This window comes from Kitasatospora mediocidica KCTC 9733 (assembly GCF_000744225.1).
GTDB classification, from domain to species: domain Bacteria; phylum Actinomycetota; class Actinomycetes; order Streptomycetales; family Streptomycetaceae; genus Kitasatospora; species Kitasatospora mediocidica.
Genome location: NZ_JQLN01000001.1, coordinates 755,520 through 778,353, shown reverse-complemented (window position 1 = coordinate 778,353; position 22,834 = coordinate 755,520). Strand labels below are relative to the sequence as shown.

The following is a 22,834-nucleotide window of genomic DNA, read 5'->3' as shown; positions in this document are numbered from 1 at the left end:
GGCGGATCATCCAAGTACGACCCAGTACGAGGACGATCCGCCGGCACGCCCAGCCGGGCGCCCAACGCCGCGGGCTCATCCGACGCGAATTGTCAGACACGGCCTAGGCTGAACGGCGTGACGGACTGGCGGAACCTCCTCGACGACGACACCGTCCGGCCCACGCCGGAGCTGATCGCCGGGCTCAGCGCCGCGCTGCGCTCGGCCGATCCGGTGGTCCGCGACGACCAGGCGTTCGTGCTGCTGAGCCGCTGGATCCCGGACCTCCCGGTGGAGACACGGCGCTCGCTCGGCGCCGAGATGGCGGGCCGGTTCGCCGATCCCGAGATCCAGGCCCGGACGTTCGCGCCGCTGATCCTCGCAGGCCTGGTGCGCCGGGGTGACCACGACCCGGCCTGGGCCGAGGCGTTCGCCCGCTGGTACCCGGCCGAGACGGACCTGCGCGGCTACGACGCGGAGCTGGGCTGGCTGCACGCCGTCGCGCACGGCGCCGACCTGCTGGGCGCCCTCGGCCGCTGCCCGCGGGCCGACCCCGTGCCGCTGCTGGAACTGGCCGCCGCCCGGCTGCTCGCGCCGACCACCCACCTGTTCGACGCCATGGAGGACGACCGGCTGGGCGTGGCGATCGCCCTGACCCTGACGCGTCCGGAGCTGACGGAACAGCAGGCGGTCGGCTGGCTGGAGCCGATCGCCGCCGAGTTCGCGGGCGGCAGGCCGGGACCGGTGCCCGCGCACGTCTCCAACACTCTGCGCACACTGCGGGCGCTCTACCTGCTGGCCGACCGCGGAGTCCGGCCGCACCCGTACGACGGCGCGCCGCTGGCCCTGCCGCACGCCCGGGCGGTGCGCGAGGCGGTCGCGACGGTGTTGGCGATCGCCTCGCCCTACGCGGGGTAGCGGCCCCGGCGGCCGCCCGGTGCGCCGGGTCGGCCGGGTGAGCAGGGTCGGCAGGGTCAGCCGAGCGGCGGGCACCAGGCGCCGCCGCGCTGCTGGGCGCGGGCCATGTCCTGGCCGACCAGGGCCGCGAGGTCCAGCCAGGCCCGGCGGGTCCGGGAACGCAGCCGGGCGGGCTCGAACTCCGCGCCGGCGGTCAGCCGGTCGTCGAACGGCAGCACCACCACACCCCGGCAGCGTGCCCCGAAGTGCTCCACCAGCCGGTCCGCCCCGACCCGGCGTCCGCCACCGCCGAGGTCGCGGACCACGGTGACCGCGCGCAGCGCCAGCTCGCCGTAGCCGTTCGCGACCAGACCGTCCAGCACGCCGCCCGCGCCCGCAGCGCCGTCGACGCTGGTGTCGGCGGTGACCACGACCTGGTCGGTGACGTCCAGCACCCCGCGCAGGGCCTGCGGGGACAGGCCGGCGCCGCAGTCGCTGAGGACCACGGGGTACTGCGTGCTCAGCAGGTCGATCACCTGGCGGTAGACCACCGGGTCGAGCGGTCCGAGGCCGTCGTCGTCGGGGTGGGCCAGGACCTCCAGGCCGCCGGCGCCCTGCGCGGTGAAGCGGCGGATGTCCCGGTGGTCGGTGATCGACGCTGCGGCGGCGTGCAGGTCGGCGAGGGTGGCGCCGGTGCTGCCGTGGGTCCGCCGCCCGAGCGCTCCGGCCGCCCCGGCGGGGTTCGCGTCCACGGCGACCACCCGGTCGGGGCGCTCGGCGGCCAGCGTCGAGCCCAGCGCCAGGGTGGCGGAGGTGGTGCCGATCCCGCTGCTCAGGCCGATCACCGCGATCCGGTAGCAGCGGTTGAGCGGTGTGCGGACGGCGGCGAGCTTCAGCATCCGCTCCTGCTCGCCGCCGCTTCCGAAGCCGCTGCCGAAGCCGCTCCCCAGCGCGGGGAACCGGCGGCGCGGCAGGCGCTCGGCGGCGAGCGGGGCGGCAGCCGGCCGGGGCGGTAGCGCGGGGACCGGCGGGACGGCGGGCACCATCGGGACCGGCGGTCCGGCAGGCTCGGCGCGGCAGCTCCCGAGCCGCGCCTCCGGTGGCACCAGGATCGTGCCCAGCGCGTCCAGTGGCTCGGTCCAATCGGGCCTGGGCGGCGTCGTCACCGCAGGAGCGCTTCGCCGCGCGGTGGGGACGCGGTGGGCGGGGGTGTAGTTCGGGGCGAGATGCCAGTCGGCCTCCGGGTCCAACCGCTGCACGGTCGGTGCTCCGCCGCCTGTGCCTGCCATCTGCTGCCTCCTGTCGTCGCTCCGGCCCCCGGCCAGCTGAACGGCTGCGGCGCCGCGCGGCGTTCAGGCCGGCGGTGCCGAGCGGCCGCCCGGCCACTTCGGGTTCACCCCCGGTCCGCCGCCCGGAGGTGAACCCGCCGGACGCGGGACACGTTTCTATCCGTAGCGGCCCTCGTCCGAGCGGAGGCCGGGATCGGTACGGCAGCACGGTATGGGAGACGGTGGTCACTGGTGGGCTCGGCGTGGACGTCGGACCGGGGCGGCGGGCGTGCTGTCCGAAGATGACGAGCGCACCCAGCGCGAACTGACGATCCGTCAGGTGATCGCCGGGCTGCTGGCGGGCCAAGCGGCGGCCGAGCAGGCCCCAGGTGACCCGCCGTCGGGTGAACCGGCGGCCGGCGGTGGCCTGGCGGTGCCGCAGGCCCGGGCGGCCGAGGTGATCGCGGCGGCCCGGTCGCTGGCCCGGCGGGGCGCGACCGGCGGCCCCGCAGGCCTCCCGTCCGTCCAACTGCAACTGATCGCCGAGGCGTTGGTGGTCGACGAGCATCCGTCCGCGTCCGGCTGGACGTCGCAGGAGCGGCAGGCCGCCGCGCACTGGGTGGCGGTGCTGATCGAGCGGTTCGGTGAGGACGGTGTGCAGCGCCTGCTACTGGCTCTCACGGTTCAGCAGTGACGATCGGTCGCAGATTCGCCGTCGGTTTCTGAGAATTTTCTTGCTGAGGAACGCCCAACGCCGGCTCTTGGCGAACGTTGGCGATCCATTGGTTCGTCGTTGGCGCCGCCCGGCACGATGCGTCGGACAGGCCGGGGGAGCCGCCGAATCTCGTGCGGGCCCTGGCCTCCCAGATGCGTTCGTGCCGACGTGAAGTAAAGAGCGGTGACCATGCAGACCCTCGACGTGACAGACAGCAAGCTCCCCGACACCCCCGGTGTCGTACGGAAGCCCACGCTCGACCAGGAGACCCTGGCCGAGATCCACCGGCTGCACGGCCCCTACCTGTTGCGTGCCCTGCTGCGGGTGACCAGCGGCGACCGGGGCAAGGCCGAGGACATCCTCCAGGAGACGCTGCTGCGAGCCTGGCAGCACCCCGAGGCGATCTCGCGCGGAGCGGAGCAGAGCCGGCCCTGGCTCTTCACGGTCGCGCGGCGGATCGCCATCGACCACTTCCGGATGGCCGCCGCCCGCGCCCAGGAGGTCGCGGACGAGGCGCCCGAGGAGCGTGCCGTCCCGGGGGACCCGTTCGACGAGGTGCTGGCAGCCTGGGACATGGAGCTCGTCCTCGCGCAGCTCCAGCCGCACCACCGTGACGTCCTGGTCGAGCTGCACCTCAAGGACCGTTCGGTGGCGGACGCCGCGGTGGTCCTGGGCGTGCCGGTCGGGACGGTCAAGTCCCGCAACTTCTACGCGATCCGGGCCCTGCGACCGGTCCTGGCCGCCCAGGCCGAGGCGTCCCGGGCGGAGGCTTTCCGGGGCGAACTCTCCGGCGCCGTCGCCTGACCGGCGCGGTGCGCCGCGCCCGCCCGGTGGATCCTCAGACCAGCGGCGCGATCTCGCTCAACGCGGCGCACAACTCGGCCAGCCGGGCGGCCTGTTCCGGGTGACCGCAGGCGCCGGTGGGGGCGGACGGCAGGGCGCGGATCGCGGGCTGTTCGGCGCGCACCCAGTCGAGTGCCGCCCGCGGGTCGTCGAGCCGGGGAAGCCGGTCCGAGGGATAGTCGGGCAGTTCCAGGTACGCCAGGTACTCCAGGTGCCGTGGGAACTGCCCGCAGGCCCGCAGGGCGGCGGCCGAGCGGTGGGCACCGGCCAGATAGTAGTTCAACAGCCTGCTGTGCGCCGCCTGCTGTGCGGCCGCTCCCCGGCTGGCGCTCAACTCCTGGCTGTAGAGCCGGATCAGGTCGGGGCGCCGGTAGCGGCCGGGGGCGCTCTCGACGAGCAGGTGGTAGCCGGCCAGCGCGCCGAGCGCCTGCCGGGCGGCCGGCAGGCCGCTGTCGAGCAGTGCGGCCGCCGACCAGGCGTCCACCTCCACGCCCGGATGGACGGCCAGGAGGGGCAGCAACCTGGCTGCCTCGATCGGCAGTTGACAGTACGTCAGAAAGAGTCCGGTGCGCACGCTGGCGACCCCGCGGATGTCCAGCGCCGACAGCCGGGTGCGCTCGTCGCGCAACTCGGCCGCCAGGTCGGCCAGCGACCACGCGGGGCGGGCGGCGAGCTTGCCGGCGACGATGCGCAGGGCCAGCGGGAGCCGGTCGCAGAGCGCCACCAGCTCCACGGCCGCCTCCCGCTCGGCGCGCACCCGCTCGGGTGTGACCATCCGCTCCAGAAGCTGCCGGGCCACGTCGTCGGAGAGCGTCTCCAGCCGCAGCATGGCCGCGCCCTCGGTGACCACCAGGTCCTCCAGCGTGCTGCGGCTGGTGACGACGGTCGCGCAGCCGGGGCCGGCCGGCAGCAGTTCGGAGATCTCGGTCGCGCTGTGGGCGTTGTCCAGCACCACGAGCAGCCGGCGCTGTGCCGTCTCCTCCCGGTAGAGCGCGGCCCGCGCGGCCGGGTCCTGGGGAATCGAGGCCTCCGGCAGGCCCAGGGCGCGCAGGAATCCGGCCAGCACCTCGTCCGGATCGGCCGGCCCGGCCGGGTCGAAGCCCCGCAGGTCGACGAAGAGTTGCCCGTCCGGGAACCCGGGGGAGGCGGTGTGCGCCCAGCGCACGGCGGTGGCGGTCTTGCCCACGCCGGCCGGGCCGATCAGCACAGCGAGTCCGTTGCCGACCCGGTCGGCCCCGCACTCGCGGTCCAGCCACTGCGTCTCGGCGTCCCGGCCGACGAAGCCGAGCGGTTGCCGGGGCAGCGACTGGACCGCCGGCCGCCCGCCGGGGGAACCCGCCGCCTCCGCCGCCTCCATCGCGGGAATCACCGGCATCGGCTCCGTCGAGACGCGCGGCTGGACGGGCACCAGCGTCAGCGTGGCGCCGACCCGTCCGGCCGGCCCGCTGCGACCGCGACTTCGGCCGCCGTCGTCCCCCGGCCGTTCGCGGTCGGGCCCCACGCGGTCGGGCACCTCGATGCCGGGCTCCCCAAGGCCGGGCCCGGCAGCCGGCGGCTCGGCCAGGACGGCGGCCAGCGCCGCCTGGAGGGCCGGTCCCGGCGTCATCCCCAGCTCGTCGTCCAGTCGGCGGCGGGCCAGGTGATAGGCGGTCAGCGCGGCCGAGGACCGTCCGGCCTGGTGCAGGCAGCGCACCAGCAGCGCCACGGTCTGCTCGCGCAGCCCGTCGGAGCGCACGTGCTGCTCCAGCGCCGGGATCGCCGCGGCCCCCCGGTCGAGCCCGAGCAGGCATTGCGCCCAGGTGGTGAGGGCCCGGGTCCTGGTCTCGTCGAGTCGCCCGGCCAGCGCGTGGCGCAGCTCGGTGTCAGGCAGGTCGGCCAGTGCCGCCCCGCCCCAGAGCGCGAGTGCCCGTTCGCACAGTCCGGCGGCCTCGGCCCGGTCCGTCAGGGCCTCGGCCTCGGCGAGCAGCTCCTCGAACCGCCGGGCGTCGACCTGCTGGGCGTCCCCGCTCAGCAGGTAGCCGGGCGCGCGGGTGTGCAGCGTGAACGGGGTGCCGTGCAGGACCTTGCGCAGGGCGGCGACGTGCCCCTGGAGGGCGGCCCGGGCCTGCGCGGGGGGATCGTCGCCCCAGAGCATCTCGAAGAACCGCTCGATCGGGACGCTGCGCCCGAGTTCGAGGGCGAGCAGGGCCAGCACCGCGCGCCGCTTGGCGCCCGCGACCTCGGCGAGGCTGCCGTCCGGATGCCGCAGCTCGACCGGACCGAGCAGGCGTATGCCCATGCCGATGCGTCCCCAATCCCATCCCACTGGCCCCTGCGTCGCGGGGCGGGTCCGCAGTCTAAGCGGTCGCGTCCGGGCGCATCGTGCCTGGTCGTCGTGGTGGCGGGTGCGGCGGAGGCCCTCGTGAAGTCCTCGTCGCACCCGCGCCCGAACAGAACGCCACCGGACTACCGTTCGCGTGATGACGAAGCTGGCCCCTTCGGGCAGTTTACGCGGCGAGTCGTTGACTGCCGAAAAAAGGTTCCTTAGCGTCGCCGACAGCGCTGCCGGACCGAGGTGGCGCACCGAGTCGAGGGGTTACTTCTATGAAGTTGTCCGACACCCTTAATTTCGAGCTGTCGCCGGAGCAGGAGGGCGCGCTCACCGCGATCGCGACCATCGAGATGCCCGAGGACTTCTCGCAGTTCGAGGCGTCCTACCGGGCGTGGAACGCGAGCTTCACCGAGCCGGCGCAGTTCGAGGCGTCGTACCGGGCGTGGAACGCGAGCTTCACCGAGCCGGCGCAGTTCGAGGCGTCGTACCGGGCGTGGAACGCCAGCTTCGTCGAGCCGGAGCAGGCGTCCCTCTAAGCACCAAGGCACCAAGCACCGAGGCACCAAGGCATGAAGGCATGAAGGCCCGGGCCGGCCGCTCGGCCGCAAGGAATCACCCGCGGCCGGCCCGGGCCACCTTCCAGCACGCCCTACTACGCCGCAGGACGTACGAGATGACGAGCAGCATCGAGAGTTCCACCAGCGACCGCGACGCGCTCTCCCGAACCGCGTTGAAGGATTACGTCAAGCGCGTCTGCCCCGAAGACTATCTGGAGCAGTTGCTGAACGTGGTCAGGGAGTACACCGACCACGAACTTCCGCACTACACCGACGCACTCACGGCCGCCTTCCAGGATGTGCAGCCGGTATTCGCCCGTCCGCGTTATGCCGAATTCTTCTGGCACTGCGCCACGACCGTCCCCGGATACGCCGCGCGCGTCACCCTGGCCAACGGCCCGGCGGAGAGCGAGGGGTCGGAGAAGCTGTTCACGCTCTGGCAGGGCGTCCACCACGACGACGTCGCCGCGGAGCAGGTCCTCCAGCACGCCAGGGACGAGTCCGCGCATTCCCGGCTGTTCGTCCGGCTCACCGAGACGGCGTTTCCCGCCTTCCTGCCGCCCGGCGCGGGGACGCGACTGGCCGCCACCATGCCGGACATCCGGACGCGGCCGCTGGACAAGACGTCCGTGTCGGTCCCGCACGAGCACCTGATCGACCACCTGGTGCAGATGAACATCGGCGAGATCCGCACCCGGCTGCACATGCACCTCTTCGCCCCGATCATCTTCGGCTTCACGCCCACGCAGGAGAAGCCGACCTCGCGCCGGATCCTGGAGAGCCTGGTCAAGGACGAGGTCCGGCACATCGGCTACACCGCACTGCTGATGGAGCAGTGGGCCACGGACGGTGCGGGCGAGCGCATCCGCGCGCTCTACCAGAACCGCCTGCACATCTTCAACGAGCTCACGGTCGAGCAGACCGAAGGCGCCGTGCGCAGCCACGGCCGCGGAGAGTTTCCCGACCTTCTCGAACTGTGATTCAGGGAGACCTACAGTGACCACCCCAGCCGGCCTCGACGGCCTTGCCCCACCTGAAACCGACTCCCTCGTGGCTCAGTTGCGCGACCAGGGGTGGTGTCTGGTGCCCGGAGTCATGCCCGAGGACGAGATCCCCCTGGTCCACGACCTCATCCTCGCCGAGGAGCGGGCCCAGGCGCAGGCCCGCGGAGAGTCGTGGACCCGGACCAGCAACGGCAGCACGGACACCACCCGCTACCAGCGGGTCTCCAAGGCCGCCGCGATCGTCGCCCGGCTGGGGGCGCACGCCTCGTTCGTCGCCGATGACCGGGTCCTCGGCGCCGTCCGACGGCTGCTCGGCGAGTACGTCCGGGTGTCCAGCGACTTCGGCATCGTGACGCTCCCCGGCGCCGAACGCGGCTTCTGGCACTGCGACTGGCCCTACAACCAGACGGTCGCGGCGCACATCCCGCAACCCTACGGGGACATGGTGATGCACCTGTCGGCGCTGTTCATGGTGACGGACTTCACCGAGGAGAACGGCGGCACGCTGCTCGTCCCGGGCAGCCACCGCCGGCCGGGCAACCCGACGGGCGACAACGACGAGCTGGCCGCGACGCCCCAGAGCGGCGAACTGCAGGTGACCGGCCGCCGCGGCAGCGCGATCCTCTTCGACGCCCGCCTGTGGCACGCGGTGGCGCCGAACACGTCCGACCAGACGCGCGTCGCGCTGGCCGTCCGGTACGCCCCGTGGTGGCTGAACCTGGAGGTCCGGCGGCCGGGTTCGACGGACGCGCGGCTGGTGGAGGAGCTCATGGACGGGCGCGCGAACAGCGCTCCGCTGCTGACGGCCGCCCAGTTCGAGGCGCTTCCGGCCGTGCTCCGACCGATGTACGAGAACTGGGTGGAGCAGCCATGACGACATCAGGTGCGATCGACACCGCCGCAGTCGCCGACGACACCCTGCTGCTCGAACTGCGGCACGGGCGCCACGTCCTGCCGATGACGCAACTGGCCATGGATCTGGGCCTCTTCGACCTGCTCGCCGCGCGTCCCGCCGACGCCGCGCAGGTGGCCGACCACCTCGGCACGACGCCGCGCGCCGCCGAGGCCATGCTCGCGGTGGAGGCCGCGCTGGGGTTGCTGCGGGCGGACCACGACGGACGGTTCACCCTCACCGACGTCGCGGCCACCTATCTGCTGCGGTCGAGCGAGTTCTACCGCGGTCGCTTCCTGCGCCCGGACGACCCCGGGCTGACCGCTCTGCGCCAGGCGTCCAGCCCGGGCGACGGCGCGATCACGCCACTCGCGGGAGACGTCAGCCTGCTCCCCGACGAGGAGGTCCGCGACTTCACCGAGCGGATGGCGGCCTTCGCCCGGCCCGCCGCCGCCGCACTGGCGGCGCATCCCTCGCTCGCCGGGGCCCGCCGGTTCCTCGACGTCGCGGGCGGCTCCGGCAGCCTGGCGATGGCCGTCGCCCGGGAACACCCCGGCATCGAGTGCGTGGTCCTGGACCGCGGGCCGGTCTGCCGGCTGGCCGCCGAGCGGATCGCCGCCGAGGGGCTCGACGGCCGGGTCTTCACCGCCGACCAGGACATGCTGGGCGAGGAACCCTGGCCCGCCGACCAGGACGCGGTGCTCTTCGCGAGCGTCTGGCACAACTGGGACCCCGCCACCTGCGAGGAGCTGGCGCGTCGCGCGTACGCGGCGCTGCGGCCCGGCGGTTCGGTCCTCGTCCACGAACTGCCGCTGGACGCGCGCAAGGACGGCCCGCTCGCGGCGGCCTGCCTGTCGGTCACGATGCTGCTCAGCCACCGGGGCAAGCAGTACACCCGGGAGGAGATGGCCGCGGTGCTCACGGCGGCCGGCTTCGTGGACGTCACGGTCCAGCAGTCGTTCGGCCTCTACGCCGTCGTCGCGGGGCGTCGGCCGCAGTGACCGTCATCAGGCTGCTCGGCGCGGCGCTGCTGGCGCACGAGCTGCTCTACCTCACCCGTGACGGCGAGGAGTACCTGCGGCGCTGCTTCGTCCCGACCCTGGGACTGCGGCTCGGCTCGCGGGCGCACTACGCCCTGCACGTCGCGTTCATGGCGGTCTGCGCCTGGATGGCGGTCCAGCCGTCCGCCGTCGCGGCGCACCTGGCGGTCTTCGTCCTGCTGGTCCTGGTGATCGCGAGCTACTCGCTGCGGGTCTCCAACCACCTGGTGCTCGGCGCCTTCATGCTGGCCGCCGTCCTCGCGGCGGACGGCCTGAGGGCCGCCGGGGGCAGCGAACAGCAGAGCCGGGCCCTGGTGATCGTCAGCGTGCAGTGGCTGATGATCATCACCTATCTGGCGGCCTTCACGCACAAGCTCAACCGGAGCTTCCTGAGCCTGGACGGCTACGCCGGCACGTTCGCCGCGTTCATGTGCTGGGACCGCGGCGTGCAGGCGCCGTGGCTCGTCCAACTGGCCCGCCGCTATGCCGTGGTGAGCACGCTGGTGTACGAACTGGGCATCCCGGTCCTGCTGATGGTGCCGCAGACGCGCTACACCGGAGTGCTCGCCGGAATCGTCTTCCACTTCGGCCTCGCCCTGCTGGGCATCGTGAACTTCTCGGCCGTCATGTACGCGGGACTGGCGGCGTTCCTGCCGACCGCGCTGAGCTCGTCCTGGCCGGTGCCGCACTCCGCCACCGGCTTCGCGGTCGCCGGCGTGGTCGCCTGCGTGATGGTGTGGCTGATCACCCCGCGCCGGGCGAACCGGCAACTCCCCTACCGGCACCGCGGCGTGGCCTGGGTCATCCAGACCTGCTTCGGCCTGCTCACCGCGTGGTTCGTGGTGGAGATCGTCCAGGCGCTGACCGGGCCGTCCGCCTGGCATCCCGGATCGCCGGACGCGGGCGGCGCCTGGCCGGCCGCCGCCGTCCTGCTGGCGCTGTACACGGTGAACGGGCTGGCCCCCTATCTCGGTCTCAAGACCGAGTTCAGCATGACGATGTTCAGCAACCTGCACTGCAAGGACTGGAACCACCTGGTGTTCCCGGGGCGTTGGCGCCTCTGGCAGCTCGCCCGGTATCTGTGCGTCGACTCGGTCGAAGGCCTGCCGGGCGCCGACGAGATCGACCGCGCGGACGGCGCCGCGGAACTCGCGCGCACCGTGCTGTCCCAGCCGCAGGACTACGAATACCGCCCGTACTTCTTCTTCGAGGCCCTGGAGCGCGTCTGCCGGGCGGCCACGCGTCCGGCCGAGGTGACGGTCGCGGTGCGGTACCGCGGGCGCTCCTACACCGTGACGGCACGCGGGGGAACCGGCGCCGAATCGCTGCGCCCCGAGGGGTTCCCCCGCTGGTGGCGGCTCAACCTGTTCCCCTTCGTCCTCCCGACGAGCACATCCGCGCCGCACTCCGAGCAGGGCTCGGTCCTGTCGTCCGACCGTGAGAGGCAGTTGTTCTGATGGACGAGTATCTGTGCCGCTGGACCGGCGACGGCCGGCCCCCGACGTGGGGCGCGAGTCTCACCACGGTGAGCCGGGGTCCGTACACGCTCGCCTTCACCGGCAGTCTGCTGCGCCCGGCCGGCGAAGGCGGCCGCACCGACGGCGAGGCACTGCTCGGCGTCCTGGCCGAGCACGGAGTGCCCGGACTGGCGGCCGTCGACGGGCAGTTCGTCTTCGCGCTGTGGGACGAGGACCGCAGGCGCCTGACCGTGGGCCGTGACCGTCTCGGCCTGAAGACGGTCTACTGGTCGCAGGACGCGCGGGGCGTCACCTTCGCCACCCGGATGACGGTCCTGGCCGACAGCGGGTCCCGGCGGCTGAATGTGCCGGCGGCGATCGACTTCCTCGTCAACGGGTTCACCGACCAGGACGACAACACCCTGCTCGACGGGGTGTACCAGCTGCCGCCGGGCTCCGTACTGGAGCTGGATGCGGGGAACTGGCGCCCCGGCGCCGCCGCGCAGGCCATCCGTCCGTGGTACCGCCTCCCCGAGCCGGGCACGCTCGACCTGACCGCGACGGAGGCCGCCGCCGAGTTCCGGGAGCGGCTGCGCGAATCGGTGCGGCTGGCGGCCGGCTCGTCCGGTACCGCCCTGCTGCTGTCCGGGGGAATCGACAGTTCCACGATCGCGGCCTTCACCTCCGTCTCCTCCTACAAGGCGTGCTTCGGGATCCCCGAGCACGACCAGGAGGAGATCGTCGCGCAGGTGGTGGCGCGCAGGCGGGCGCCGCACCACCGCGCCGACGTCAGGGGCGCGGACCTGCTGGACCGCAGGGACGCGCTGCTCGCCGCGCTGGAGGTCCCCTACGAGCGCTCGATCGCCGCCGCGCACTGGACCGCCTGCGAGGCGATGGCCGTCGACGGGGTGCGGGTGACGCTGGACGGCGTGGGCTCCGACGAGCTGCTCGGCGGCTACGTGCCCTGGCACAGCTCGTTCGAACCGCTCGCGGCGGGGCAGCGGGTGCCCGGACTGCCGTTCCTGAGCACCTCCCACCCGGCCGAGTGCTTCACACCGGGCCGCGACCTGTCGCTGGATCTGGGCTGGCTGGCGGACGACGTCCGGCCCGCCGGGGTCGCCGCCATGCAGGACGGCCGGTTCCCGGCGATCGGGTCCTTCGGCGAGCTCTGCCGCCACCACCTGCGCTACGGCGCCCTGCCCATCCTGCTGCGCTACAACCGCGAGATCGGCGCGGCCTTCGGGCAGGAGGCGCGCTCGCCGTTCCTGGACCACCGGCTCGTCGAGCTCTCGCTCGGTCTCGGCGCTGAGCACAAGCTGGTGGACGGGCGCACCAAGTACGTGCTGCGCCTGGCGGCGGACGGGCTGGTGCCGGAGACCCTGCTGCGGCCCGCGGAGAAGAAGAGCTACTCCAGCGTCGAGATGACCTGGCTGCTCGCCTCGCTGGACCGCCTGCGGGAGGAGGCCGCCAACGCCGCGGCCGAGTGGCCCGGCCTGCTCGACGCGGCCGGGCTGCGCGGCCCGACGGACGCGGCGAGGGCGGCCCGCCCGGGCAAGACCGAGGTCCTGCGCTTGTGGCGGGTCACCTGCTTCGCCGCCTGGGCCCGGCTCTTCGACGTCAAGGGGTGACCGGCGCGCCGGCACCGGCCGCGGCCTCCCGGCGGGACTGTTCCAGCGAGACGAAATAGACGGGCTTGTCCATCGGCTGGTCGATGGCGTCGACCCAGACGAGTTCCAGCCGGACATGACCGCCGAGCAGCTTTTCGATACGGGAGAGAAGATCGCCGAGCATATCCTCGCTGAAATCGTTCGACCGCACCGCGGACAGCCTGATGAGGTCGGCCTCCGCCTGCCGGAAGCGGTAGTCGTCGAACAGCGGAGGCCCTGGAGTCCGGTGCACCTCGACATTGAGCTTGAAAGCGTTGAGCGTCATGCCGGTGGGGAAGACGATCTTCTCTCTCGCCTTGCCGCCGACCCCCTGGACAATCGGACCGTTCCAGCCGCAGTCGCATTCCTGATCGACGGCGAATTGCCCGGTGTCGCCGATCTGATAACGGATGAGCGGCATGATGGAATTGTCCAGAGCGGTCCAGACCAGATTCCCGGAATGGCCGGGCGCGGCCGGATTTCCGTCGTCGTCGAGTATTTCCAGGTAGTTGTGGTGGGCCAGGACGTGCTCCCGGCCTCGCGGGCATTCGAAGATCGCCCCGCCCAGCTCGGTGGCACCGTACATGTCCACCACGGGACAGCCGACGAAGCCGCTGAGGTAGGCCCGCTCCTCCGGGGTCGACGCCGCGCCCGCGGCGCCGGCCACCACGAGGTTCAGGTCCGCCAGCTCATGGCCGTACCGCTCGACCAGCTTGCGCCAGCGGCGCGGGCCGAGCAGTGCGACCTGCGGCCGGATCTCCTTCAGCCGCTCGAACAGCTGGGCGACGCTGTTGCTCCGCGCGATGAAGTGGACCTGGCAGTCGTCCTGCTCGGGAAGCACCCTGTCCACTTCGGAGAGGCAGGAGGCGGTGAACGGCACCGACCCCCCGTAGGCCAGCTGCATGAGATGGAAGGACGCTATGTAGAAATCCCGGCTGGCATAGAGCTGGAGCGGTTCCCCGCTCGTCCCCGACGTATAGGCGGGCGACGGCAGCCCGGCGGCGAGCGCGGCCGCACTGACGAATGTCTCGACGGGTCGGCTCTGCAGTGTGCGGCGATCCACCACGGGCAGCTTCGACAGGTCGGATATGCCACGGAAGTCAGCCGGGGTGAGCCCCTTCGACGCCAGGTGATCCCGATAGAAGGGAATGTCGGAGAATACGTCCGCGACGCGCCGGGAGAAGAGTTCGTCAATGAACCGGTGATAGTCCGTGATGTCGCCGGAGAAAAGGCGACAGAGGTGCTGACTGCTGAACATTCGGCCTGCCCTTCGTCATTGACTGCCGGATAAAAAGCTACAAGGACAGGGAAGCGAAGTCAATGATGCGAGAATATGCCACGAGTGCTCGGAAAAGCGAACTCGGCCCGGACGAGATCATGGAACGTGCGCTGCGCTCGGTGGCCCCGGAAGTACTGGAGATCGAGCGCTGTGACGGTTTCCGCAGCATGTCCAATCTCGACTGGTGGCTGCGGGATCCCGCCGCGCGGCCGCCGGCCGACGTGGCCGCCCTGGACTGGATCACCGGCGGCCCGGTGCTGGACGTCGGGTGCGCCACCGGGCGCCACGTCGAGGCGCTGCGCGAGCGCGGCATCGACGCGACCGGGATCGACAGCTGCCCGGCGGCCGTCGAGCTGGCGACCCGGGCCGGCTACGACTGCCGGGTCGGCGACGCCTGGCAGCCGCCGGCCGGAGCCGGGTACGCGGCGGTCACCCTGCTCGGGGCGAACCTCGGGATCGCGGGAACCGTGGCGCGTGTGCCCGGGTTCCTGAGCACGCTGGCCGCGGCGCTGCGGCCGGGCGGTCAGCTGATCGTGACCAGCATCGACTGGCGGATGTCGACCGGCCCGCACGAGGAGTTCGTGGCCGCTCAGCTCGGCGCGGGCCGCTACCCCGGCGACGCCCAGCTGCGGCTGCGCCTGGGGGACGCCGCCGTCAGCACCTGGTTCGACTGGGTCTGGGTGGACCAGGACACCCTGCGCGAGGCCGCGTCCACCGTGGGCCTGCGGATGGTCGACGTGATGTCCTGGCGCCACCACTACGCCGCCCGGCTGGTCGCGTAGCGGCGGCGCCAGGCCCGGAACGGGAGCACCATGGAAAGCCGGGTGCCCGCTGCTCCCGCCGCTCGTGCCGCCGCGGTGCGTACGGGCGGCTCGCGCGGCATCGCCGACACCGGTCGTTGGAGGTTGTGGCCATGGCTAGACCGCTCTGGACGGGAGTGCTCAGCTTCGGGCTGGTCACGGTGCCGATCGCCCTCTACTCCGCCACGGAGTCGCACGGAGTCTCCTTCCGGCAGATCCAGCGCGGCACCGCCGACCGGGTGCGCAACAAGCGGGTCAACGAGCGCACCGGCGACGAGGTGCCCTACAACGAGATCGTCAAGGGCTTCGAGCTCGCCGAGGGCGAGTACGTCATCGTCGAGCCCGACGAGCTGGAACAGATCGCCCCCGGCCGGTCCAAGACCATCGAGATCACCGGCTTCGTCGACCTGGACCAGGTGGAGCCGATCTACTTCGACACCACGTACTACGTCGGCCCCAAGGGCAAGGAGTACGCGAAGGTCTACCGACTGCTCCAGCTGGCCATGGAGCGCCGGAACAAGGCGGGCCTGGCGATGTTCGCGATGCGCGGCAAGACCTGCCTGACGGCGGTCAGGGCGGAGAACGGCATCCTGACCGCCCACACGATGCACTTCGCCGACGAGGTCCGCGACCCCCGCCGCGAGGTCGACAACCTCCCCGACGAGGACATCGCCGTCTCCGACCTCGAACTCTCGGCGGCCGAGCAGCTGATCGACATGCTCTCGCTCGACTGGGACCCCGGCCAGTGGCACGACACCTACAGCGAACAGGTCCGCGAGCTGGTCCAGGCGAAGGCGGAGGGACGCGAGATCGCCGCCTCCGAGGGTCCGGTCGAGGCGACCAATGTCATCGACCTCATGGACATCCTCAACCGCAGTCTGGAGAGTGCCGGCCCGCGGCCCGCCGAGGAGCCCGCGGCGGACGCTGCGGCAGAGCCCGCCACGGGCCGGGGCGCCCGCAGCGGCGCGCCGTCGTCGAGCCGTAGTCCCAAGCCGGCCGGGGGCAAGAAGAGCACCAGCGCCCGGCAACCCCTCAAGGCCGCCGCGACCCGCAAGAGCACGGGGACCGCGAAGAGTTCGCAGGAGAGCCTGGACGCGCTCACCAAGGCGGAGCTGTACAAACGGGCCAGCGACCTGGAGATCCCGCACCGCTCCACGATGACCCGCGACCAGCTCCAGGACGCCGTCGAACACGCCACCCCGGCCACCCGCCGCTCCCACCTGCGCAGCGCCTAGCCAGTACCGCGCCACGCCTCAGAACGTCTGCGCCCACTCGGCGGCTTCGGCCGGGTCCAGCGGCAGGCTGGCGGTGACGCGGAACCCGCCCTCCGCGAGTGGTTCGGCCACCAGGCTGCCGCCGTGCAGTGCGGCCCGCTCGCGCATGCCGATCAGGCCGTAGCCGCCGCCCTCCCGGCCCGGTCCCACCGCTGCGCCCGTGCCGGCGGTTCGGCCCGGCAGGCCGGAGCCGTTGTCGCGGACCTCCACGGTCACCGACTCCGGCCGGTAGGTCAGGCTGACCCGGGCCCTGGCCGGGCCGGCGTGTTTGCGGGCGTTGGTGAGCGCCTCCTGGACGATCCGGAAGACGGCCAGGTCGGTGGTCGGCGGCAGCGGGCGCGCGGTGCCGTGGACGGTGAACTCGGTGGACAGGCCGGCCAGGCACGAGTCGTTGACGATCCGTTCGAGGTCGGCGGTGCCGGGCTGCGGCGCGGCCGGGGTCGCCTCGTGCTCGTCATCGGCCCGCAGGACGTCCAGCAGTTGGCGCATCTCGCGCAGCGCCAGGCGCCCGGAGCTCTCCAGTGTCACCAGGGCCTCGCGCACCACCTCGGTGTCGCCGCCGAGGTTGGCCCGGGCGCCGCCGGCCATCAGCTGCATGGTGGTGAGGTGATGGGCCACGATGTCGTGCAACTCCCGTGCGATCCGCCGCCGTTCCTCGGAGACCGCACGCTCCGCGAGCAGCGCGCGGCGGACCTCCACCTCGCGCTGCCAGCGGTTGAGTACGGCGCCCGTGCCGACCACGAGCCCGCTTGCCAGCAGGCCGGCCAGCCAGTCCGTCCCGTTCAGACTCAGCTGGGGCCCGCGGCTGAGCAGCGTGACGAGTCCGGTGGCCAGCCCCGCCGGTACGGTGACCGTGAGCGGGCGGTAACGGGTGACGGCGAACAGCGCCACCACGGTGGTGCAGGGCACGCGGTGGGACAACGGCGCGCTCAGGTTCAGGGCCAGGTTGACGGCCAGCACCCCGGCCAGGACCGCGAACGAGTGCCGGCGCCGGAACAGCAGCGGCAGCGCCGCCAGCACACTGAGCAGCAGCCCCAGGACGCTCAACGAGCGGTGGGCGTCCAGGTTGGTCATCGTGTAGGTGAACAGGTCCAGGACGGCCGTAGTGGCAGCCACCAGCGCGTCGTTACGGGTCCAGGGGGAGTCGGCGCCCGGTTCCTGCGGTGCTTGCGGTGCTTGCGGTGCCTGCGGTGCGTCCGGCGGCAGCGGTCGGCGCATCGCCATGCTGGTGGTCTCCCTCTGCGGATGGTGCGGCGGCCCGCGCCCCGGGCTCGGACCGGTGCGCCGTCGCCGTCGTCGTGCGCGAACCATCCTTCCATCGCTCGACCGACGACCGACGGGCCCGGAGTCGGATCTTGGGGGAGGACCAGGGTCCTGGTCCGGATAGTCCGGACCCTCACCCCGCCGTAGGTGGCTGCGGGTCGCTCGGGTGGGGCGACAGCGGGGTGACCTCGTCGGTGCGCCAGACGCGCAGCGGCATGGAGGCCAACACCTCCTCCAGCCGGGCGCCGTCGTCGGCGGCGAAGAGGCCGAGCGTGCGCCACTCGCCCGGCCGCAGCGGGGGCGCCACAGGCGGAGCAGGTGGCCCTGCGCCGCGAGTTCGCGCGCCCGTACGGCCTCGCGGGCCCGGATCTCCTCGACGGCCTGCTCCGAGGTCCCGTCCGGGACGCGGGTGGTCATCGTGACGAGGAACTCCATGGTCTTCTCCTGTTCCCGGGGCGGGTCAGTCCGGCAGGGTACCGGCGGTCGCGGGCTCGGTCAGGGCGGCCTGCAGGTCGCCGTGCTCCCGGACCCGGGCGGTGACGTGGTCCGGGGTGAAGGCCAGCTCCTCGGGCCGTCCGCAGCTCTCGACCTCCGGCCAGGCCAGCGGGGTGGAGACGCCCGGTTCGGCGCCGGCCCGCAGCGAGTAGGCGGCGGCCGTGGTCTTGGCACTGCTGTTCTGGGACCAGTCGACGAAGACCCGGCCTGCCCGCAGCTGCTTGGCCATCCGGTCGACGACCAGCTCGGGCAGCGCCAGCCGCAGGCGGCGGGCGAGTTCGCGGGCGTAGTCGCCCACCCGGTCGGCGGGCGTCTCGACGAGCGGGACGGTCAGGTGCAGGCCCTTGCTGCCGGTGGTCTTCGGCCACGCCCGAAGGCCGTCCTGCGCCAGCAGCTCGCGCGCGGCCAGCGCGACCGCGCAGCACTGGACCACCGAGGTCCCCGGGCCCGGGTCCAGGTCGACGATCAGCCGGTCGTGGGTCTGCGGCGCCAGGCGCCACTGGGGGACGTGGATCTCCAGGCAGCTGAGGTTCGCCGCCCAGAGCAGCGTGGGCAGGTCGGCCACCACGACCTGGTGCAGCGTCTCGCGATGGTGCTCGACGTCCAGCCCGCGCACCCAGTCCGGCGCGCCGGGCGGCACGCGTTTGGCCCAGAACCGTTCGCCCTCCACCCCCTCCGGCAGGCGCAGGAAGCTGGCCGGCCGGTCCCGCAGGTGCGGCAGCATGGCGGGGCCGACCTGGGCGTAGTAGTGCAGCACGGCGGCCTTGCTGAAGCCGGTCCGCGGGTAGAGGACCCGTTCCAGGTGGGTCAGCCGCAGGCGGCGGCCGTCGACCTCGGTGACGGTGGCGTTGGGGTCGGGCATACCTCCATCGCACGTCCTCGGCGGCCCGCTCGCACCCCGTGCGCTGCGGACAGGGCCCGGTCGGGCCCATCCTGGAGGACGGAGGAGGTGCCGATGGACGCCGAAGCCCGCAGAGATCCCCTGGACCCCACAGACTCCCTGGACCGGACAGACTCCCAGGACCCCCTGGACCCGATCGCCGCGCTGGACCGGATCGCCTTCCTGCTGGAGCGCGAGCACGCCTCGACCTACCGGGTCCAGGCCTTCCGCAAGGCGGCCGAGGTGCTGGGCGCCCGGCCGGAACTGCCGCGCACCCTCGCCGGGCTGTCCGCGCTGCCGGGCATCGGTCCGAAGACCGCCACCGTCGTCGTCGAGGCGCTGGCCGGGCGGACGCCCCGCTACCTGGCCGAGCTGGAGGAACGGGCCGGCGGTCCGCTCGCCGAGCTCGACGAGGCGGGCCGGCGGCTGCTCGACGCACTGCGCGGGGACTGCCACCTGCACTCGGACTGGTCCGACGGCGGCAGCCCGATCGAGGCGATGGCCCGCACCGCCCGACAGCTGGGCCACGCCTGGGCGGTGCTCACCGACCACTCGCCGCGGCTGACCGTCGCCAACGGGCTGAGCGCCGAGCGGCTTCGCGAGCAGCTCGGCGTGGTCGCCGAGGTCAACGCGAAGCTCGCGCCGTTCCGGCTGCTCACCGGCATCGAGTGCGACATCCTCGACGACGGTTCGCTCGACCAGGACGAGGACCTGCTCGCCGGGCTGGACGTGGTGGTCGCCTCGGTGCACTCCAAGCTGCGGATGCCGGCCGCCGCGATGACCCGCCGTCTGACGGCCGCCGTGTCCAACCCGCTGGTGGACGTGCTGGGGCACTGCACCGGTCGGCTGATCGCGGCGGACAAGCCGCGTCCGGAGTCGGAGTTCGACGCGGCCCAGGTCTTCGCGGCCTGCGTCGAGCACCGGACGGCGGTGGAGATCAACTGCAGCCCCAAGCGGCTCGACCCGCCGCTGCGGCTGTTGCGGCAGGCCGAGCAGGCCGGCTGCCTGTTCGCCCTGGACACCGACGCGCACGCGCCCGGTCAGCTCAGCTGGCAGCCCTACGGGTGCGCCCGGGCCGCGCAGGCGGGCGTGCCACCCGAGCGGGTGGTCACCACCTGGTCGGCGGCGCAGCTGCTGGCCTGGACCGGCACCGGCCGCCTGCCGAAGGCAGCCTGACGGACCATCAGATCGGTGCGGCCGCGAGCTGGGCGGCCAGCACCGCCGGTGCCTGCGCCAACGACGGTCCGTACCACGTGAGATGGCGCCCGCTGAGCAGCGCGGACGGGACGCCGGGGAACGCCTCGGGGCCGTCGGTGGCGCTGAACCGGTACGGCTCGTCCGGCAGCACCACCAGATCGGGCCCGGCGGCGCGGAGTTGGTCGAGCGGGACGGCCGGGTAGCGCTCGGCGTGGTCGGCGTAGAGCTGGCGGACACCCAGGCGTCGCAGCAGGTCACCGGCGAAGGTGTCCCGGCCCAGCACCATCCACGGCCGGCGCCAGATCGGGACGACCGCGCTGCGCAGGGCGGCCGGGTCCGGCGCGGGGAGCGCGCGCCAGGCCGCCTCGGCGGCGTCCAGCCAGGCCGGCCGGGGCAGGCCGCAGGCCACGGTCAGCAGGCGGTCGAGCGACTCCAGGGCCTGGTCGAGGGTGCGGATCTCGGTGACCCAGACCGGGATCGAGGCGCTGCGCAGGGCCGCCAGATCGGCCTCCCGGTTCTCCTCCTCGTTGGCGATCACCAGGTCCGGACGCAGTGCGACGATCCGCTCGGTGTCCGGGTTCTTGGTGCCGCCGATCCGCACGACGTCCAGCCCCGCCGGGTGCGTGCACCAGTCGGTCGCGCCGAGCAGGAGCTCCGGCGCGCTCTCGGCCACCGCCTCGGTCAGCGAGGGCACCAGCGACACCACTCGCCGCACCCGGCCGGTCGGTACGGGCCGGCCCTGGTCGTCGCGGTGCAGGCGCTCCGTCGTGGTTCGGTGTTCCTCGGCCATCCTGGGTCGTCCCTCCGCTCGGCTTCCGCGCGAGCACTATCGCATCGGCCGCGCGGTATCCGCCTCGGCCTCATCGCGGATCGGCTGCGGCCGGGAAGCGAGCGGCGACGGCCCCAACCGCGGGACTTCTCCGAGCCGGGCGCTCCCGCCGGCCGACCACTCCGCTCGGTCGGCGGAACGGGCGGTTGCTACAGGACGGTGCGGAAGTGCGTGGTGAGCCGGTGCCGCTCGTCCAGCACGTGGAAGGCGATGCCGGGCGGCTGCTCGAAGTCCGCGACCTCTGTGCCCTCCCAGGGCAGGCGCAGTGTCCAGGTGACCGCCGGGCCGACCAGCAGGGGGCGCCGGGCGAAGGTGGAGACCGCGGCGGTGTGGGCGTGGCCGGTGATGACGGCGACCACCTCGGGGTGGTCGGCCAGTAGTGCGGCGAAGTCCTGGTCGTTCTGCAGGGTGTAGGAGTCGGGCAGTGGGTGGTGCAGCGTCACCGGTGGGTGGTGGAAGGCGACGAGCGCGGGTGTGCCGGTGGGCAGCGCGTCGAGCGACTCGGCCAACCAGCTCATCGTCTGCTGGTCCAGCAGGCCTTCGTCCTTGCCCGGGATGCTGGAGTCGCACATCAGGATCGCGGTACCGCCGATCAGGTGCAGGCGGTTCACCGGGCCTTCGGCCGGCGGCTCGCCGAGCAGAGCGCTCCGCAGCGGCTCCCGGGAGTCGTGGTTGCCCGGGCAGGTCAACACGGGAAAGGCTGCGGTCAGGATCCGGGCCGCCTCCCGGTACTCGGACGGTTCGCCGTGGTCGGCGATGTCGCCGGTGACCAGCAGTGCGTCGACCGGAGTCGGAAGCGCCCGCAGGTAGTCCATGACGCGGGTGGCGCGTTCGCGCGCCCGCTCTGTGCCGTCCAGATGAAGATCACTGATCTGTGCGAGCAGGACCATGGTGGGGGTGCCCCTTTCAGGAGGTCCGATGTTCAGCGTCGTGTGGCGACCGTGCCTGTGCGGCCCTGGTCAGAACCAGTGCAGGCAGTGCGGGGTGCGCTCGGCCCGGAAGAGCGCGTCGGCGAGGGCGGCCGCGTCCGGGCGGTGGGCCTGGATGTGTCCGGCACGGACGAGCGTGCTCGGGGTGGTGCCGCCGAGGTAGATCGAGCCCAGGTCGCTCACGTCCAGGGACAGGTCGGGCTCCCGGTCCGTCGGGACGCAGTCGGCCTTGCCGTCCCGGACGGTCAGCAGGTAGCGGCCGTGCTCGCCGAGGAACGGGTCGTCGACGTCGAGGACGAGTTCGCCGTCCGTGAACCAGCCGCGCGCGGTCAGTGCGCGCGGGATGTCCAGCAGGCGCACCCAGAGCCAGTCGGTGCTGTTGCTCAGCTGGCCGGCGTTGAAGTCCAGAAGCTGCCAGCGCAGCGGGTGGTCGGGCGGGACGTGCCGGAACACGATCTGAGCGACCAGGTCGTGTCCGAGCACGAACCGGGCCAGGGCGGTGGAGGCGGTGTCGTCGGTGGCGATGGTCTCGTCGACCGTCAGGGTGTCGTGCTCGTCGAGCGAGTAGCTGGCGTACCCGTCCGGGACGCCGTCGGCGTCACGGTGGACGGCGACGTAGCGCGGCTCCGAAGAGATCGGGGGATGCCCGGCGCCCGAGGCCCACCAGCGGTGCGGCCGCGCCAGCGCGCCGGGCTGGGCGCGGCGGTAGCGGTCGTAGACCTCTTCCAGGATCTCGCCGCAATCCGCGCGCCGCAGCAGCTCGACCGAGCCGGTCGCCGGGGCGTCGGCAGCTGCGCGCGCCCGGGGAACGGCGAGGGCGGCCCGGTGGCGCGGCACCGTGAGGCGCTGCGTGTAGGTCGCCGGTCCGTAGCCGAACCTGCGGTAGATCAGCGCCTCGGAGGCCAGCAGGACGGAGAAGAACTCCCCGCGGGCCCGCAGCTCGGCGAGCTGATGCCGCATCATCGCGGTGAGCACGCCCTGGCGGCGGTGCGAGGGCAGGACACCGACGGTGGTCACCCCGGTGGTCGGGGCGATGATGCCACCGGGCAGGGTGAGCTCGAAGGAGTACGCACCGGTGGTGCCCACGGGCCGCCCGTCCGCCGATACGGCGAGCAGGTTGCGGTCCATTTCGAGCGCCGACCACCAGACCCCGCCGTCGTCGGTCGGGGTCTTCGGGAAACGCCCGAACGCGGCAAACATGGTGGTGACGAAGACGTCGAGGTCCTGGTCGGTTGTCTGACGGATCTCCATGGCTACCGCTGCCTCCCCGGGGATGAGG

21 protein-coding genes and 1 pseudogene are annotated in these 22,834 nt (G+C 72.9%); 12 read left to right on the top strand and 10 right to left on the bottom strand.

Annotation, left to right across the window (positions count from 1 at the left end; translation table 11 throughout):
• The first annotated feature begins 117 nt into the window (after positions 1-117).
• Positions 118-897, top strand: a complete 780-nt coding sequence (locus tag BS80_RS03235) for a DUF2785 domain-containing protein (RefSeq protein WP_035792337.1) — start codon at positions 118-120, stop codon at positions 895-897.
• A gap of 56 nt (positions 898-953) precedes the next feature.
• Here BS80_RS03235 and BS80_RS03230 read toward each other — a convergent pair whose 3' ends face one another.
• Positions 954-2,165 carry a MinD/ParA family ATP-binding protein gene (locus BS80_RS03230; RefSeq protein WP_051965815.1) on the bottom strand — a complete coding sequence of 404 codons (1,212 nt, stop codon included), beginning with the start codon at positions 2,163-2,165 and terminating at the stop codon, positions 954-956.
• A 268-nt stretch (positions 2,166-2,433) separates the two neighbouring features.
• On the opposite strand from BS80_RS03230, the gene BS80_RS03225 reads away from it, so the two are divergent.
• Both BS80_RS03225 and BS80_RS03220 read left to right on the top strand, forming a co-directional pair.
• On the top strand, positions 2,434-2,838 hold the full coding sequence (locus tag BS80_RS03225; RefSeq protein WP_035792329.1) for a hypothetical protein: 405 nt from the start codon (positions 2,434-2,436) through the stop codon (positions 2,836-2,838).
• A gap of 210 nt (positions 2,839-3,048) precedes the next feature.
• On the top strand, positions 3,049-3,663 hold the full coding sequence (locus BS80_RS03220; protein ID WP_083974137.1) for a sigma-70 family RNA polymerase sigma factor: 615 nt from the start codon (positions 3,049-3,051) through the stop codon (positions 3,661-3,663).
• Positions 3,664-3,697: 34 nt separating this feature from the next.
• Here BS80_RS03220 and BS80_RS37445 read toward each other — a convergent pair whose 3' ends face one another.
• Positions 3,698-5,980: an AfsR/SARP family transcriptional regulator gene (locus tag BS80_RS37445; RefSeq protein WP_051965813.1), complete on the bottom strand. Its 2,283-nt coding sequence runs from the start codon at positions 5,978-5,980 to the stop codon at positions 3,698-3,700.
• Positions 5,981-6,285: 305 nt separating this feature from the next.
• On the opposite strand from BS80_RS37445, the gene BS80_RS03210 reads away from it, so the two are divergent.
• The 6 genes from BS80_RS03210 to BS80_RS03185 all read left to right on the top strand — a co-directional run bounded on the left by BS80_RS03210 (position 6,286) and on the right by BS80_RS03185 (position 12,591).
• Positions 6,286-6,549 (top strand): hypothetical protein, encoded by a 264-nt coding sequence (locus BS80_RS03210; protein WP_035792327.1) that lies wholly within the window; start codon positions 6,286-6,288, stop codon positions 6,547-6,549.
• A gap of 137 nt (positions 6,550-6,686) precedes the next feature.
• On the top strand, positions 6,687-7,550 hold the full coding sequence (locus tag BS80_RS03205; protein WP_035792325.1) for a hypothetical protein: 864 nt from the start codon (positions 6,687-6,689) through the stop codon (positions 7,548-7,550).
• Positions 7,551-7,566: 16 nt separating this feature from the next.
• Positions 7,567-8,448 (top strand): phytanoyl-CoA dioxygenase family protein, encoded by an 882-nt coding sequence (locus BS80_RS03200; protein ID WP_063771872.1) that lies wholly within the window; start codon positions 7,567-7,569, stop codon positions 8,446-8,448.
• The gene (locus BS80_RS03195) at positions 8,445-9,467 is read left to right on the top strand and encodes a methyltransferase (protein ID WP_035792321.1); all 1,023 of its coding nucleotides are present in this window, start codon (positions 8,445-8,447) and stop codon (positions 9,465-9,467) included. Before BS80_RS03200 ends, BS80_RS03195 begins: the two co-directional genes overlap by 4 nt.
• Positions 9,464-10,963, top strand: coding sequence for a hypothetical protein (locus tag BS80_RS03190; RefSeq protein WP_035792318.1), 1,500 nt, complete (start codon positions 9,464-9,466; stop codon positions 10,961-10,963). Before BS80_RS03195 ends, BS80_RS03190 begins: the two co-directional genes overlap by 4 nt.
• A complete protein-coding gene (locus BS80_RS03185) occupies positions 10,963-12,591 on the top strand; it encodes an asparagine synthetase B family protein (RefSeq protein ID WP_035792315.1) in 1,629 nt (542 codons plus the stop codon). Before BS80_RS03190 ends, BS80_RS03185 begins: the two co-directional genes overlap by 1 nt.
• On the opposite strand, the gene BS80_RS03180 is transcribed toward BS80_RS03185, so the two are convergent.
• The gene (locus BS80_RS03180) at positions 12,581-13,867 is read right to left on the bottom strand and encodes a phenylacetate--CoA ligase family protein (RefSeq protein ID WP_035792312.1); all 1,287 of its coding nucleotides are present in this window, start codon (positions 13,865-13,867) and stop codon (positions 12,581-12,583) included. The genes BS80_RS03185 and BS80_RS03180 overlap by 11 nt on opposite strands.
• Positions 13,868-13,986: 119 nt before the next feature.
• On the opposite strand from BS80_RS03180, the gene BS80_RS03175 reads away from it, so the two are divergent.
• A complete protein-coding gene (locus BS80_RS03175) occupies positions 13,987-14,670 on the top strand; it encodes a class I SAM-dependent methyltransferase (RefSeq protein ID WP_035792309.1) in 684 nt (227 codons plus the stop codon).
• Between the two features lie 131 nt (positions 14,671-14,801).
• Positions 14,802-15,923, top strand: coding sequence for a non-homologous end joining protein Ku (gene ku, locus BS80_RS03170; protein WP_035792306.1), 1,122 nt, complete (start codon positions 14,802-14,804; stop codon positions 15,921-15,923).
• Between the two features lie 18 nt (positions 15,924-15,941).
• Here ku and BS80_RS03165 read toward each other — a convergent pair whose 3' ends face one another.
• The 4 genes and pseudogenes from BS80_RS03165 to ligD all read right to left on the bottom strand — a co-directional run bounded on the left by BS80_RS03165 (position 15,942) and on the right by ligD (position 18,582).
• Positions 15,942-17,186, bottom strand: a complete 1,245-nt coding sequence (locus tag BS80_RS03165; RefSeq protein ID WP_035792303.1) for a sensor histidine kinase — start codon at positions 17,184-17,186, stop codon at positions 15,942-15,944.
• A gap of 172 nt (positions 17,187-17,358) precedes the next feature.
• Positions 17,359-17,532 (bottom strand): muconolactone Delta-isomerase family protein, encoded by a 174-nt coding sequence (locus BS80_RS43755; protein ID WP_332262147.1) that lies wholly within the window; start codon positions 17,530-17,532, stop codon positions 17,359-17,361.
• Positions 17,533-17,582: 50 nt separating this feature from the next.
• A pseudogene (locus tag BS80_RS43750) lies at positions 17,583-17,642 on the bottom strand (muconolactone Delta-isomerase family protein); the annotation flags it as partial.
• Positions 17,643-17,685: 43 nt separating this feature from the next.
• The gene (gene ligD / locus BS80_RS03155; RefSeq protein ID WP_035792300.1) at positions 17,686-18,582 is read right to left on the bottom strand and encodes a non-homologous end-joining DNA ligase; all 897 of its coding nucleotides are present in this window, start codon (positions 18,580-18,582) and stop codon (positions 17,686-17,688) included.
• Between the two features lie 165 nt (positions 18,583-18,747).
• On the opposite strand from ligD, the gene BS80_RS03150 reads away from it, so the two are divergent.
• The gene (locus BS80_RS03150; RefSeq protein WP_035793187.1) at positions 18,748-19,776 is read left to right on the top strand and encodes a PHP domain-containing protein; all 1,029 of its coding nucleotides are present in this window, start codon (positions 18,748-18,750) and stop codon (positions 19,774-19,776) included.
• Positions 19,777-19,783: 7 nt separating this feature from the next.
• Here the strand turns inward: BS80_RS03150 and BS80_RS03145 are convergent, their stop codons facing one another.
• From BS80_RS03145 to BS80_RS03135, 3 genes are all read right to left on the bottom strand, one after another.
• Positions 19,784-20,587, bottom strand: coding sequence for a helical backbone metal receptor (locus BS80_RS03145; RefSeq protein ID WP_198045411.1), 804 nt, complete (start codon positions 20,585-20,587; stop codon positions 19,784-19,786).
• Positions 20,588-20,775: 188 nt separating this feature from the next.
• Positions 20,776-21,516, bottom strand: coding sequence for a metallophosphoesterase (locus tag BS80_RS03140; RefSeq protein ID WP_035792289.1), 741 nt, complete (start codon positions 21,514-21,516; stop codon positions 20,776-20,778).
• Between the two features lie 69 nt (positions 21,517-21,585).
• Positions 21,586-22,806 carry a GNAT family N-acetyltransferase gene (locus BS80_RS03135; protein ID WP_035792286.1) on the bottom strand — a complete coding sequence of 407 codons (1,221 nt, stop codon included), beginning with the start codon at positions 22,804-22,806 and terminating at the stop codon, positions 21,586-21,588.
• Positions 22,807-22,834: the final 28 nt, after the last annotated feature.